Origin of the sequence: Xanthomonas arboricola pv. juglandis (genome assembly GCF_905367715.1) — a bacterium.
Classification (GTDB): domain Bacteria; phylum Pseudomonadota; class Gammaproteobacteria; order Xanthomonadales; family Xanthomonadaceae; genus Xanthomonas; species Xanthomonas arboricola.
Genome location: NZ_HG999362.1, coordinates 887,724 through 900,687, shown reverse-complemented (window position 1 = coordinate 900,687; position 12,964 = coordinate 887,724). Strand labels below are relative to the sequence as shown.

At 67.3% G+C, this 12,964-nt stretch carries 10 protein-coding genes; 1 reads left to right on the top strand and 9 read right to left on the bottom strand.

Annotation, left to right across the window (positions count from 1 at the left end):
• Nucleotides 1-230 precede the first annotated feature (230 nt).
• Genes lipA through KHN93_RS03765 form a run of 3 tightly spaced genes read right to left on the bottom strand, consistent with a single transcriptional unit; the run spans nt 231 to nt 2,224 of the window.
• Complete coding sequence (lipA, locus tag KHN93_RS03775) at nt 231-1,244, bottom strand: lipoyl synthase (RefSeq protein WP_024939683.1); 1,014 nt, start codon at nt 1,242-1,244, stop codon at nt 231-233.
• A 15-nt stretch (nt 1,245-1,259) separates the two neighbouring features.
• Nucleotides 1,260-1,958, bottom strand: a complete 699-nt coding sequence (lipB, locus tag KHN93_RS03770) for a lipoyl(octanoyl) transferase LipB (RefSeq protein ID WP_104560593.1) — start codon at nt 1,956-1,958, stop codon at nt 1,260-1,262.
• The gene (locus KHN93_RS03765) at nt 1,946-2,224 is read right to left on the bottom strand and encodes a YbeD family protein (protein ID WP_016900827.1); all 279 of its coding nucleotides are present in this window, start codon (nt 2,222-2,224) and stop codon (nt 1,946-1,948) included. Before KHN93_RS03765 ends, lipB begins: the two co-directional genes overlap by 13 nt.
• Nucleotides 2,225-2,500: 276 nt before the next feature.
• On the opposite strand from KHN93_RS03765, the gene KHN93_RS03760 reads away from it, so the two are divergent.
• The gene (locus KHN93_RS03760; RefSeq protein WP_039514940.1) at nt 2,501-3,562 is read left to right on the top strand and encodes a lipid A deacylase LpxR family protein; all 1,062 of its coding nucleotides are present in this window, start codon (nt 2,501-2,503) and stop codon (nt 3,560-3,562) included.
• Nucleotides 3,563-3,707: 145 nt separating this feature from the next.
• Here the strand turns inward: KHN93_RS03760 and KHN93_RS03755 are convergent, their stop codons facing one another.
• The 6 genes from KHN93_RS03755 to mrdA form a co-directional block, all read right to left on the bottom strand.
• Nucleotides 3,708-4,913: a D-alanyl-D-alanine carboxypeptidase family protein gene (locus tag KHN93_RS03755; RefSeq protein ID WP_016900824.1), complete on the bottom strand. Its 1,206-nt coding sequence runs from the start codon at nt 4,911-4,913 to the stop codon at nt 3,708-3,710.
• Nucleotides 4,914-5,172: 259 nt separating this feature from the next.
• The gene (locus KHN93_RS03750; protein WP_104560591.1) at nt 5,173-6,588 is read right to left on the bottom strand and encodes a septal ring lytic transglycosylase RlpA family protein; all 1,416 of its coding nucleotides are present in this window, start codon (nt 6,586-6,588) and stop codon (nt 5,173-5,175) included.
• Nucleotides 6,585-7,724: a lytic murein transglycosylase B gene (mltB, locus tag KHN93_RS03745; protein WP_104560589.1), complete on the bottom strand. Its 1,140-nt coding sequence runs from the start codon at nt 7,722-7,724 to the stop codon at nt 6,585-6,587. The genes KHN93_RS03750 and mltB overlap by 4 nt, the downstream gene beginning before the upstream one ends.
• A gap of 342 nt (nt 7,725-8,066) precedes the next feature.
• A complete protein-coding gene (locus KHN93_RS03740) occupies nt 8,067-9,467 on the bottom strand; it encodes a glycoside hydrolase family 28 protein (protein WP_212579157.1) in 1,401 nt (466 codons plus the stop codon).
• Between the two features lie 319 nt (nt 9,468-9,786).
• Nucleotides 9,787-10,905 carry a rod shape-determining protein RodA gene (rodA, locus tag KHN93_RS03735; RefSeq protein WP_039523409.1) on the bottom strand — a complete coding sequence of 373 codons (1,119 nt, stop codon included), beginning with the start codon at nt 10,903-10,905 and terminating at the stop codon, nt 9,787-9,789.
• On the bottom strand, nt 10,902-12,962 hold the full coding sequence (mrdA, locus tag KHN93_RS03730; protein ID WP_212579156.1) for a penicillin-binding protein 2: 2,061 nt from the start codon (nt 12,960-12,962) through the stop codon (nt 10,902-10,904). Before mrdA ends, rodA begins: the two co-directional genes overlap by 4 nt.
• Nucleotides 12,963-12,964 lie beyond the last annotated feature (2 nt).

Sequence of the window (12,964 nt, the reverse complement as noted above, 5' to 3'; positions counted from 1 at the left end):
CGGATTGTGAACGCGACCGTACCCTGCCAGCCAAGAGCAGCGGCCGGAGACACCACGACCCCGCGGTGTGCGGGGTCGTGTGAGTCGTTCTAGCTCGAAATCATCGGAGCTACGCGAGGGCGGTCGCGGGCAGTTCGCGAAGACACGCACTCGGCGTGCGGCCGGCTGCGGCATCAGATGACACAGCACCGGCAGCCGCGCCCGCCTGAGCGTAGGCGTTATCGGCTGGCTTAAGCAGCGACGCCCGCGCCGGCGGCCTGACGATCGGCGTGATACGAGGAGCGCACCATCGGCCCGGAGGCGACGTGGCTGAAGCCCAACGCATTGCCGTAGTCCTCCAGCGCCTTGTATTCCTCCGGCGTCCAGTAGCGCATCACCGGATGGTGGTGCGGCGTCGGCTGCAGGTACTGGCCGATGGTGATCATGTCCACATCGTGCGCGCGCAGGTCGCGCAAGGTGGCCTGCACCTGCTCCATCGTCTCGCCCAGGCCGAGCATGATGCCGGACTTGGTGGCGATGGACGGATGCTGCGCCTTGAAACGCTGCAGCAGGGTCAGCGACCACTGGTAGTCAGCACCCGGACGCACGTTCGGATATAGGTCCGGCACGGTTTCGATGTTGTGGTTAAACACGTCCGGCGGGCTGAGCGCCAGGATCTCCAGTGCGCGGTCCATGCGGCCCTTGCCGCGGAAATCCGGGGTCAGGATCTCGATACGGGTCTTGGGTGAGCTGACCCGGATGGCCGAAATGCAGTCGACGAAATGCTGGGCACCGCCGTCGCGCAGGTCGTCGCGATCCACGCTGGTCACCACCACGTACTTCAGGCCCATGTCGGCCACGGTGGTGGCCAGGCTGGCCGGTTCGTTTGCATCCGGCGGCTTGGGCCGGCCGTGCGCCACATCGCAGAACGAGCAGCGCCGCGTGCACACCTCGCCCAGGATCATGAAGGTCGCGGTGCCGTGGCTGAAGCACTCGTGGATGTTCGGGCAGCTGGCTTCCTCGCAGACCGTGACCAGGCGGTTTTCGCGCAGCTTGGCCTTGAGGTTCTGCACTGCATTGCCGGACGGAATCCGCACCCGGATCCAAGACGGCTTGCGCAGCACCGGCGCATCGACGAACTGCACCGGCGAGCGGTTGATCTTGTCGCCACCGATCTGCTTGACGCCGGTCTGCAGCGGCGCAGGTGCGGCGGTGTCGCCGGAGACGACCTGCAAGGGGATGGAACGGGCGATAGGCTGGGTCATGGCAATAACGGGCGCTCAGGCCGGAAGCGAAAGGTCGGGCAACGCGGAGACAGGCTGCAAGACGAGACCGAACTGGCGCGCCAGCTGATCGAGCAGCACCGCCTTGACGGCGTCCATCCCGGAGGGGCCGCCCAAGTCTAGCACCGAGGTCACCTGCAGGCCCTGGTAGCCACAGGGGTTGATGCGGTGGAACGGCTCCAGGTCCATCGCCACATTGAACGACAGGCCGTGGAAGGTGCAGCCGCGCCGCACCCGGATCCCAAGCGCGGCGATCTTTGCGCCGCCCACGTACACGCCCGGCGCGCCTTCGCGGCGCTCGGCGAGGATGTTCCATTCGTCCAACGTGTCGATCAGCGCCTGCTCGATCTTGCACACGTAATCGCGCACGCCGATCTTGAGCCGACGCAGGTCCAGCAGCGGATAGACCACCAGCTGGCCGGGGCCGTGATAGGTGACCTGGCCGCCGCGATCGACCTGCAGCACCGGAATCTCGCCCGGCGCCAGCACATGCTCGGGCTTGCCGGCCTGGCCCAGCGTAAACACCGGCGCATGCTCTACCACCCACACTTCGTCGGCGGTGGCCTCATCACGCGCATCGGTGAAACGCTGCATCGCACGCCACACCGGGGCGTACTCCTGTCGACCGAGGTCGCGCAACTGCGCCGGCAGCACGGGAACGGGGCTTTCCACTGCCTGGACCGCTACAGCGTCCACTTCACTTCCGGGTGATCGCGCAGCGCCTGGTGCGCAGCGTCGAACTGCTCGCGGCTCTCGGCGCGGAAGCCGATCTTGACCGAGACATATTTGCCGCTGGACGAATGCTTCCAGCTGATGCTTTCCTCCAGCAGCTCCACACCGGTGGCGGCGAGCAGGCGCGGAAGTTCGCTTTCCAGCCCGCGCTCGGCCGCGCCCATGGCGCTGAGCTCGAAGGTACCGGGAAACTGGAAGCCGTGATCGGGGTTGTCGGTGCTGATTTCCATACGCCCATTATCGGGACGATGGCGGACAAACCCAAGCCCGCACCGGTCGAACGGATGGGCGCGTCACGGCCGGGGAGCCGGGCGGGCGGCCCCCAACTTTCAGCAAGAATCTGTCATTACAGTCCCGGACCAAACACAGCTACGCGCCGGTGATGGTTCTACACGGCAGGGCGCCGGCAGAAAATGCCTTCTGCTCCTGCGCACATTCACGCGGCGCAGCAGCGGCCGCAGGCACCTTTGCTGAACATCGTCCTTTCCTACCTTTCCAGGCCCTCCATGCTTCGACCGCGCGCGTTGTCCGCTGCCCTGCTGCTCTCTCTTTCCGGGCTGTCGATGCCGGCCCTGGCTGCCGACCAGTGCGACTCCAGCAGAATGAGCCGGACGCCGCCGGCGGTGAACTTCCGGGTCGACAACGACCTGTTCGGCGGTGAGGATCAGGATCAGGGCTATTCCAACGGCGCGGTGCTGACGCTGGTGTCGCCCAACCTGGTCGACTACACCGACGACCCCTGCCTGCCGCGCACCGCGCGCTGGGTCAACGGCTATCTGGAGCGTCTGCATCCGGGCGAGTTCGACCAGCAGAACATGGTGTTCTCGATCGGCCAGGCGATTTTCACTCCCACCGATCCCACCCGCCGCGATGTGATCCCGGACGATCGCCCGTATGCGGGCATCCTGCTGGCGAGCTTCGGCTACAACGCGCGCAACGATGCGCATCTGCGCACTACCCAGCTGCAGGTCGGCGTGGTCGGCCCGTGGGCATTTGCGCAGGAAGCGCAGGATGCGATCCACGATGTGCTGGGCGACGAAAAATTCCAGGGCTGGGACAACCAGCTGCACAACGAGCCGCTGATCAACCTGGTGCACGAGCGCATGCGCCGCTGGCCGGGGGATGCGGCAGTCAATGCAGACGGCTTCGGCTGGGATTTCATTTCGCATTGGGGCGGCGCGGTCGGCAACATGGCAACGCATCTGAATGCCGGTGGCGAGGTGCGCTTCGGCTGGAAGCTGCCGGACGACTTCGGCAGCACCCCGACCCGCCCGGCCGGCGAGAACACCGCCCCCAGCCGGCTCGGACGCGCCAGCGGCTGGTCGGGCCATCTGTTCCTGACCACCGATGCGCGCTGGGTGCTGCGCGACATCACCCTGGACGGCAACACCTTCCGCAACAGCCACAGCGTGGACAAGCGCCCGTTCGTGGGCGATGTCGGCTACGGCCTGGCGGTGATGTACGGCCGCTGGAAGTTCGCCATCGCCCGCTACCACCGCACCCGCGAATTCGACACCCAGCGCGAAACGCCGGTGTATGGCAGTTTCACGATCAGTCGGATGCTTTGAGGGCTGGGATTGGGGAGTCGGGATTGGGGATTCGCAACAGCGGGCTGCTAGTGCTTCGCTGCTGCTCTCGCCTTTGCCAATCCCGAATCTCCAATTCCCAATCCCCGCAAAGAAAAAGCCGGCTTTCGCCGGCTTTTTCTTTGGATCACTCCGATTCCCACCACATCCAGAACGCATCCCAGAGGCGCTTGAAGAAGCCGCCCTCTTCGACTGCGTTGATGGCGACCAGCGGAGCCTGGGCGATGATCTTGCCGTCCAGGCTGACCTTGACGGTGCCGATCTGCTGGCCCTGCTTGATCGGGGCCTGCAGGTTCTTGGCCACTTCCATGCTGGGCTTGAGGTCGTTGTAGCGGCCGCGCTGCAGGCTGACCAGCAATGGCTGGGCCACGCCCAGCTGCACTTCGTCCTGCTGGCCCTTCCAGACCTTTTGCTTGGTCACGACCTTGCCGGGCGCGTACAGGCTGTGGGTTTCGAAGAAGCGGAAGCCCCAGTTGAGCAGGGCCAGGCTGTCGTCGGCGCGCTGGCGCTCGGACGAATCGCCCATCACCACCGCCACCAGGCGCTGGTCGCCGCGCTTGGCCGAGCTCAGCAGGCAGTAGCCGGCCTCGGAGGTGTGGCCGGTCTTGATGCCGTCCACTGCCGGGTCGCGCCACAACAGCAGGTTGCGGTTGTTCTGCTTGATGCTGCCAACCTGGAATTCCTTGATCTTGTTGTAGGCATAGGTCTCCGGGTAATCGCGCACCATCGCGCGGCCCAGCATCGCCAGGTCGTAGGCGGTGGAATGGTGACCTTCGGCGCTGAGGCCGTGCGCGTTGACGAAGTAGGAGTCCTTCATGCCGATCTTGGCGGCGTAGCTGTTCATCAGCGAGGCGAAGGCTTCTTCGCTGCCGGCCACATGCTCGGCCAGTGCGATCGCGGCATCGTTGCCGGACTGGATCGCCATGCCCTTTTCCATGTCTTCCAGACGCGCGGTCTGGTTGACCGGGAAGCCGCTGTAGCTGCCGTCGGTGCCGGCACCGCCCTCGCGCCAGGCGCGCTCGCTCATCATGACCTGGTCGTCGCGCTTGACCTTGCCATTCTTGATTTCGGCCGCGACCACGTAGGACGTCATCACCTTGGTGATGCTGGCCGGCGCCAGCTGCTGGTGGATGTTTTCACCGGCCAGCACCTGCCCGGTGGCGTAATCCATCAGGATCCAGGACTTGGACACGGCCGGCGCGGGTGCGGGCGGAACCGGGACGGCGGCCGGCGCAGCGGCAACGGCAGGCGTCGGCTGCGGCGCAGGGGTCTGCGCGCAGACCAGGCCAAAGGCAAACGTGGCCACCGCAGCGGCGGCGAAGCGGAATTTCATTGAAGAACGACTCCTGACGGGCCCGAAGGCTGGGTAATGCGAAATTGTAAGGCGCCACGGCGATCAGGGCGACGCGCGCGATGCTGCGCGCGCCTGCGCAGTTCAGCGATGGCGGCAGACGACGCGCCGAACGTGGCTGACGCACTGGGCGATCGAGCAAGCTGCATGGGGCGCGTCGTGATCGCCGCTACCCGACGCTAGCTGTCGATAGCGGGCGCCGGGCTACCTGCCGACGCCTTGGCTGCCGGATCGATCGTGGCTAGTTGGCGACGATCTGCGGGCGCCCGAAGCCCAGGCCGGCGATGCGCTGCGCGATTTCCGAGGCATTGGCGTGATCGCGCGCGTTGACGCGCAGCCGCCACAAGGTGCGACCGCCGCTGACGATGTCGCTGACACTGGCACCGGCGATCCCGGCCGAGGCAAGCTGCGACAGCGCGCGGTTGGCGTTTTCGCGGCTGGCGAAACTGGCCACCTGCAACAGGATGTCGCCCAGTGCCGCCTCGGCCACGCTCGGCGCTTTGGCCGGTACCGGTTCGCTCCTGAGCGGACGTGCCGGCGCGCTGTCGGCAGGCTTGATCGCCGCCACCGCGACCGGGGCGGCTGGCGCGACCGCGACCGGGACAGCCGAGGCAGGCCGCGGCGCGGCGGCAGCCGGCTTGCCGGTGGCCACGCGCACGCCCTGCGACTTCATCCAGGCATCGAAGTTGTCGGCGTTGCCGGGCTGGCGCGAATCGGCCACGCGGTAGCGCCAACGCTCGCCCGCGGGAATCGCAGCGGCCCCTGCACTGCCTGCCGCTGCGGCGACCACCGGAGCGGCGGCAATGGCGGCCACTGCGCGCGGGGCGGCGGCCGGCCCGGTGCGGGTGGGCAGACGCTGCACCAACCCATCGATCTGGCTGGCGCCGGCGGCCGGCCGTGCGGCGGCCACCGCAGTGCGGACCGGCGCGCTGCCGCTGCGGCGCTTGGCCAGCAGATTGCCGTTGTCGGCTTCGGTCAGGCCGCGTACCTCGACGTTGCCGGTGCCCTTGCCGGTGATGCCCAGCTTGACCGCAGCGGCGTAGCTCAGATCGATCACGCGGCCATCGTGGAACGGGCCGCGGTCGTTGACGCGCACCACCACCGAGTCGCCGGTGTCGGTGTTGGTCACCAGGGCGAAGCTGGGCAACGGCAAGGTCTTGTGGGCGGCGGTGAAGGCGTACATGTCGTAAACCTCCTTGTTGGAGGTCAGCCGGCCGTGGAATTTGCTGCCGTAATACGAGGCGGTCCCACGTTCGACATAGTCGCCGGGGTTGTCCATCACCACGTAGCGCTTGCCCAGCACCTCATACGGCGAGCGGTTGCCCACCGCCGAGCGAGGCTCGTTGGTGACCAGCGGTTCGGGGATGCAGGCCACATTGGGCACGTGGTCCGGCGTGGTGTCCTTGACGCCGGGCTTGTAAAGGCCGCCGGCGGTGTAGTCGCCGCGCGTGGACGGGTCTTCTTTGGCGGGTGCGTACGGCGAGGTCGAGGGGCAACCGGTGGCCACATACGCCGGCCCCTTGCCATCGACCTTGACGCCCTTGATCGCGCCGCTGCCGCCGGTGCCGGCGCTTTTCTTCGGTGCACTGCTACAGGCCGCCAGGCCGAGCATCAGCGCCATCGGGATCAGCCACTTGGGGCCTGTCGTGCTGTTCATGCCGGGGGTAACTCCTTGCCGGCGATGGCCTCGGACAGCTGGAACACGGCCATCGCGTACATCTTGGAAATGTTGTAACGGGTGATCGCGTAAAAATTCTGGAAGCCCAGCCAGTACTGCTTGCCGTTGGCATCGTCCAGGGTGATCGGAGTGGCGGTGCTGCCGGCCACCACCGGGGCATTCGGGTGATAGCCGCGCGCGGACAGGTCGGCCAGCGTGTACACAGGCGACCAGTCGGTGGGATTGAATTCCTCGTGGCCGGCGGCCAGCGTGGCCGGCACCGCGACCTGGCCACCGCGCACCCAACCGCCCTTCTTGACGAAGTAGTTGGCGACCGAGGCAAACACGTCGTTGTGGTCGGTGAACAGGTCGCGCTTGCCGTCGGCATCGCCGTCGACGGCGAACTGGCGGTAGCTGGACGGCATGAACTGGCCCATGCCCATCGCGCCGGCATAGCTGCCGATCAGCGTGGTGACATCGAGCTGCTCTTCCTTGCCGAGCGCGAACAGCTGGCCGAGTTCATCGCGGAAGAACAGCTCGCGACGCACTTCGCGTTCGAGCTTGGCCGGGTCGCCGCTGCGCGGGTAGCGGAACGCCAGCGTGTACAGCGCGTCCAGCACGCGGTACTTGCCGGCGTTGCTGCCGTAACTGGTCTCCACCCCAATGATGGCCACGATCACCTGCGCCGGCACGCCGGTGGCCGCTTCGACCTTGCTCAGCTCGGCACGATGCTCGGCCAGGAACTTGCGGCCGCCATCGATCCGCGCCTGGGTGATGAACATCGGGCGGTATTCGTTCCACGGTTTGACCCGCTCGGCCGGGCGCGACATCGCGGTGACGATGGCGTCCTTGAACTGCGCCTGCGCCAGCACTGCTTCGATCTGTGCGGCGTCGATGCCGTACTTGGCGGCGGTGTCGCGCACGAAGTTGGCGCGGGCGATCTCGAACGGCACCGGGGTCAGGTCCACCGGCGGCAGCGCGGGCGCTTCGGCAGCGGCACTGACGGGCGCGACCGGGGCGCTCGGTGGCTTGGCCGGGGGCGCACTGGCGGCCGGCGGCGGGGTCGGAGGGCTGGGCTGGGTCGCGCAGGCGACAAGGCCGAGGGTGAGCAGGCAGGTCAGAGTGCGTCGAATCATCGGCCGAGGGTAACAGAGAACAGATGAACTTCTGGCAATAAGACCATGAAAGGAAAGAGCTTTAGTTTGCCGCTTTGGGCGGCAGGGGATTTGGGAGGGGGAATGGGGAATGGGGAATGGGGAATGGGGATTCGGGATTCGGGAATCGGGATTCGGGAATCGGGAGGTGCGTGGCTCGTGTGCCGACTGGGGTTGTCTGGTGGACCGTGGCAAGGCGCTGGCGGGGCTTGCGTTTCGTGGGCCTGCTTCTGGTTTGTTCCTCTGATGGTATTAGCGGCCGACTTGGGTCCCTTGAGGTCGATCCGGCCGTCAGGCGCGGCCGGAGTGGCCGCGCCTGGTTGATCACAGGGCCGGGAAACGTGGCGCAGTGGAGCAAGTGGGCACGTTGCCGCTGAGTTGCACGCTGGATGTGGTGACGTTGCTGCCGGTCGGGGTAAGCGCGCTGTTGCTCAGCCCGATCTGCGCATCGCTGGCGGAGACCGCGGTATTGCCGGTGGCCACATTGGCCAGCGTCAGGTCCAGCGGCGTCTGCGCATCGAAGCCTTTCAGGATCCAGCCCTTGCCCTTGAGGCCGACATCGCCGGTGGTACGCAGGCCGTTGACGACGATCCCGGCGAAGCTGGGCTTGGTGCCGCTGCCGCCCACCGAATAGAACGGGTTGATCACCAGCGGGCTGGTCACCCCGTACAGGCAGGTATTGCGATAGGTGACCAGGCTGACCGGGCCGCCCTTGGCAAGGCTGGTCTTGATGCGCAGCCCGGTGTTGTCGGTACTGCGGTTGCCGGCATCGTCGGTGGCGGTGATGGCGTTATTGTCGACCAGCACGTTGTTGACCCCGGACATCACTTCGCTGCCGATCGAGATGCCGTGGGTGCCGTAGCAGCGGTTGTCGCGCACGCTGATGTTGCCGGACTTGGACGCAATGGTCTTGATCGCCACGCAGTCGTCGCCGCCCATTACATCGTTGTCGACCAGGCTGGCGTTGACCACGCTGTCCAGGTCCAGGCCATCGGTATTGGGGCTGGTCGCCGGCGACTTCACCCGCACGCCCCAGATGGTCAGGCCATCGACGATATGCGCGAAGAAATGGAAGTACGCCGCATTGATCAGATTGACGTTGTAGAGGGTGAACGTGTTTGAGTTCTGCACCTTGACCAGGTCCGGGCTGTTCTGCACCTGGCCGGCAGCCTTGGCGTTTTCGCCGAACTCCCACCAAGTGGTGCTCTTGCCGAGCATGGGCAGGTCGCCGCGCCCGTCGATCGTGCCCTGACGCCCGCCGGTGCGTACGCCCATCACGCCCGACCTGGTGCCCTTGACGCTGATCAGCGGCAGGCAGCCGCCGCTCTTGGCGCCTGCGACACCGCAACCGCTGCCGTATTCGGCCGGATTGCGCGAGCCGTACAGGGTCACGCCCTGATCGACGACCAGGGTGACGCCGGTGGGAATGGTCAGCGGGCCGCTGAGAAACGCGTTGCCGGTACCGGCCTTGAGCAGCACGCTGCCGTTCTTGCCGGTGCAGGCAGTCAGCGCGGCCTGGATGGCTTTGGTGTCGGGCGGCGCGCTTTCCAGCGCGGCGTCGAACAGCCGCCCGCTCGGCGTGTAGCTGGCACTTACCGGCTGGCAGGTGGCGGGAATCGCCGGCTCGGAGACCGCGCGCGTATCGCCGGTGGCAAGGTTGATGGCGCCGGCGTGTGCGGCGAACGTAAGACAGACACCGCCGATCGCAGCGGTTAGCAGTTTCATGGAAGAGGTCACCTGGAAGAGGAATGGCGCGTGCCTGCAACTGCAACGCGACCCGGCCGCGCGCAGGACGGCGGCGCATCGGACTCTACGGAGCGACGCGCCTATTCACAGAAGGCGAGCGAATCCGATACCGCATGCGCGAAGCGGCCCCGCGCCGGGATGTCGTCATTGCAACGCAGCGCGCAGAACCGCGCGCGCCTTGCGCAGCGTCAGCTGCGTGTCATGCGCCTGTCGCAAGCGGCGTGCTGCGCCTGGCCAGGTGATTGGCTCTTTCGACACGGGTGAGTGCCTGTCAGCGTCGGCTGCAGAACGTGCCGGCTCAGTAGCCGTGCACCGGGCGGTGCGCCTTGACCGCCATCACCAGGCCCAGCCCGGCCAGCAGCGACACCGCCGAGGTACCGCCGTAACTCATCAGCGGCATCGGCACGCCCACCACCGGCAGCAGCCCGGAAATCATGCCGCCGTTGACCAGCACGTAGACGAAGAAGGCCAGGCCGGTGGCACCGGCGACCAGGCGCGAATAGGTGTCGCGCGCCTGCGAGGCGATCCACAGGCAGCGCGCGATCACGATCAGGTACAGGCTGAGCACGGTTGCCACCCCGATCCAGCCGAACTCCTCGCTGAGCACCGAAAATGCAAAGTCGGTGGTCTGTTCGGGAATGAAGTTCAGATGCGACTGCGAGCCCAGCCCCCAACCCTTGCCGTCGAAACCGCCCGAGCCAATCGCGATCTTGGACTGGATGATGTTCCAGCCGGCGCCCAGCGCATCGTTTTCCGGGTTGAGGAACATCATGATGCGGTCCTTCTGGTACGGCCGCAGCAGCCAGAACCAGGCCACCGGCGCGGCCGCCGAGACGCCGCCCACGCCCACCGCCACCCACCACCACGGCAGGCCGGCCAGCAGCAGCACGAACACGCCACTGGCGGCGATCAGCACGCCGGTGCCGAAGTCCGGCTGCAGCATGATCAGCGCGGTCGGCACGCCAATGATCACGCCGGTCACCAGCACGGTGGAGATGCGCGGCGGCAACGGCATGCGGTGCAGATACCAGGCGGCCATCATCGGCAGGCTGATCTTGAGCAGTTCGGCCGGCTGCAGGTAGAACAGTTTCAGGTCCAGCCACTGGCGTCCGTACTTGCCGGTGCCCAGCGCGAACACCGCCAGCAGCGGCAGCATCGACAGGCCGTACACCCACGGCGTCCAGGCGCGCAGGCGCAGCACCGACATGCGCGAAATCCCCCACATCGCGGCCAGGCCGATGACGAAGCGCACGGCTTGCGCCATCACCAGGTGATCGCCGTTGGCGGCGCCGCCCGCGCTCTTGAGCACCGACAGGCCGATCACCATCAGCGCACCCAGCGCCAGGCACAGCATCCAGTCCAGGCTGCGCGTGAAGCGCGCAACCATGTCCACCAGCCAGCGCAGGATGTCACTCAATGGTCGGTCTCCTGGACCGCATCGGGCACGTCCGGCACCACCGGCTGCGCCGGCGTGTTGGGGTCCAACGCCACCGCGGTCTGGCCGATCACCACCGGCAGCTCGTCCAGCGTGGCCGCGGCCGCATCGCCGGCCTGGCGCGCATCGGTGGCGCCGGCTTCGAACTGGTTGACGCCCACCGCGGTCATGCCGAGCTCGCTGTCCAGCGGCTCCAGGCCGGCGGGCAGCTTGCCGAGCAACCAGGCGTCAAAGATCTTGCGTGCGATCGGCGCTGCCGAGCTGGTACCGAAACCACCGCCCTCCACCGCCACCGCCACTGCGATGACCGGGTTGTCGGCCGGCGCGAAGCCGACGAACAGGCCACGGTGGCGCAGATGCAGCGGCAGGCTGCGCGGGTCCACCGCGGCCACGCCCTTGCGGCTGACCACCTGCGCGGTGCCGGTCTTGCCGGCCATCTGATACGGCGCGCCCGGCGTGATCGCATAGCCGGTGCCGCCGGGGCGCATGGTGTCCATCATGCCCTCGCGCACCACCTGCAGGTGCGCCGCGCTCGGGCTGATCGGCTTGCCCGGCGGCTGGATCATCGGCTGCCAGGGGTGATCGAAGCCGGTGCGCTGCTCCAGCACCAGGTGCGGGCGCAGCAGCAGCCCGCTGGCGATCGCCGACACCCCGCGCACCAGTTGCAGCGGGGTCACCTTCCAGTCGCCCTGGCCGATGGCGATGTTGACGGTGTCGCCGGGATACCAGCGCTCCTTGCGGGTCTTGTACTTGTAGGCCGGCGACGGCAGGATGCCGCCGATCTCGCCGAGCAGGTCCACCCCGGTCGGCTGGCCGAAGCCATAGTCGCCCAGGTAGTGGTCGAAGCGCTCGATGCCCATGTCCACCGCCAGCCGGTAGTAATAGGTATTGACCGACTGGGCGATGGACTTGCGCAGATCGGTCCAGCCATGGCCGCCGCGGTGCGAGTCGCCCCAGCCGCGGCTGACCCCGGGCAGGTAGAACATGCCGGTGGACAGCACCCGGTCTTCCGGCCGGCGCAGGCCGCTGTCCAGGCCGGCCAGCGCGATCAGCGGCTTGAGCGTAGAGCCCGGCGCCACGCCGCCCAGCACCAGCCGGTTGAACTGCGGCCGCGACGGGTTGTCGTTGAGCATCTTGAAGTCGGTATGCGAGATGCCGTTGACGAACAGGTTGGGGTCGTAGCTGGGCAGGCTGACCATGCCCAGGATCTCGCCGGTGCGCGGGTCCATCGCAATCGCCGCGCCCTCGTGCTCGCCGAACGCGGCCACCATCGCGCGCTGCAGGTCGGCATCCACCGACAGCCGCAGGTCCGCGCCCGACTGCGGCGCGACCCGGCCGACGGTGCGGATGGCCCGCCCCTGCACGTTGGTTTCGACCTGCTCGTAACCGACCTGGCCGCGCAGGTCCTGCTCGTAATAGCGCTCCAGCCCGGACTTGCCCATGTGGGTGAGCGCGGCATTGCCCTCGCCCAGCACCGCCAGGTCCTTCTCGTCGATACGGCCGACGTAGCCGATGATGTGCGCGAACAGCGGCCCGTACGGGTAGCGCCGGGTCAGGTAGGGCTCCAGCTCCACCCCGGGAAAGCGCCAGCGCTCCACCGCGAAGCGCGCCATTTCCTCATCGCTCATGCGCAGCTTGAGGGTGAGCGGCAGGAAGCTGCGGCGCGCGCGCCGCTCGCGGTTGAAGCGCTCCAGATCCTCCGGCGCGATCGGGATCACCTTGCCCAACGCGGCCAGCATGGCGTCCATGTCGGCGACCTTGTCCGGGGTCACGTCCAGGCGGAAGGCCGGCACGTTCTCGGCCAGCAGCCGGCCGGTGCGGTCGTAGATCATGCCGCGCCCGGGCACCACCGGCTTGGGCTTGATGCGGTTGGCTTCCGAGCGCGTGGCATAGACCTCGTGGTCGAGCACCTGCAGCTTGAAATACCAGCCGCCCAGGCCAACCAGGCAGATCACCACCATCACAAAGCCCAGCACCGCACGCCGGCGGAACTGCTCGGCCTCCGCGTGCGGGTTCTTGGGATGACGGCGCCCGTGCATGG

Bases quoted from the DNA above. Each gene is read 5' to 3' on its own strand.
- KHN93_RS03750 (WP_104560591.1), bottom strand. From the start codon at position 6,588: ATGAACAGCACGACAGGCCCCAAGTGGCTGATCCCGATGGCGCTGATG.
- mltB (WP_104560589.1), bottom strand. From the start codon at position 7,724: ATGATTCGACGCACTCTGACCTGCCTGCTCACCCTCGGCCTTGTCGCC.
- KHN93_RS03740 (WP_212579157.1), bottom strand. From the start codon at position 9,467: ATGAAACTGCTAACCGCTGCGATCGGCGGTGTCTGTCTTACGTTCGCC.
- lipA (WP_024939683.1), bottom strand. From the start codon at position 1,244: ATGACCCAGCCTATCGCCCGTTCCATCCCCTTGCAGGTCGTCTCCGGC.
- KHN93_RS03765 (WP_016900827.1), bottom strand. From the start codon at position 2,224: ATGGAAATCAGCACCGACAACCCCGATCACGGCTTCCAGTTTCCCGGT.
- mrdA (WP_212579156.1), bottom strand. From the start codon at position 12,962: ATGCACGGGCGCCGTCATCCCAAGAACCCGCACGCGGAGGCCGAGCAG.
- KHN93_RS03760 (WP_039514940.1), top strand. From the start codon at position 2,501: ATGCTTCGACCGCGCGCGTTGTCCGCTGCCCTGCTGCTCTCTCTTTCC.
- KHN93_RS03755 (WP_016900824.1), bottom strand. From the start codon at position 4,913: ATGAAATTCCGCTTCGCCGCCGCTGCGGTGGCCACGTTTGCCTTTGGC.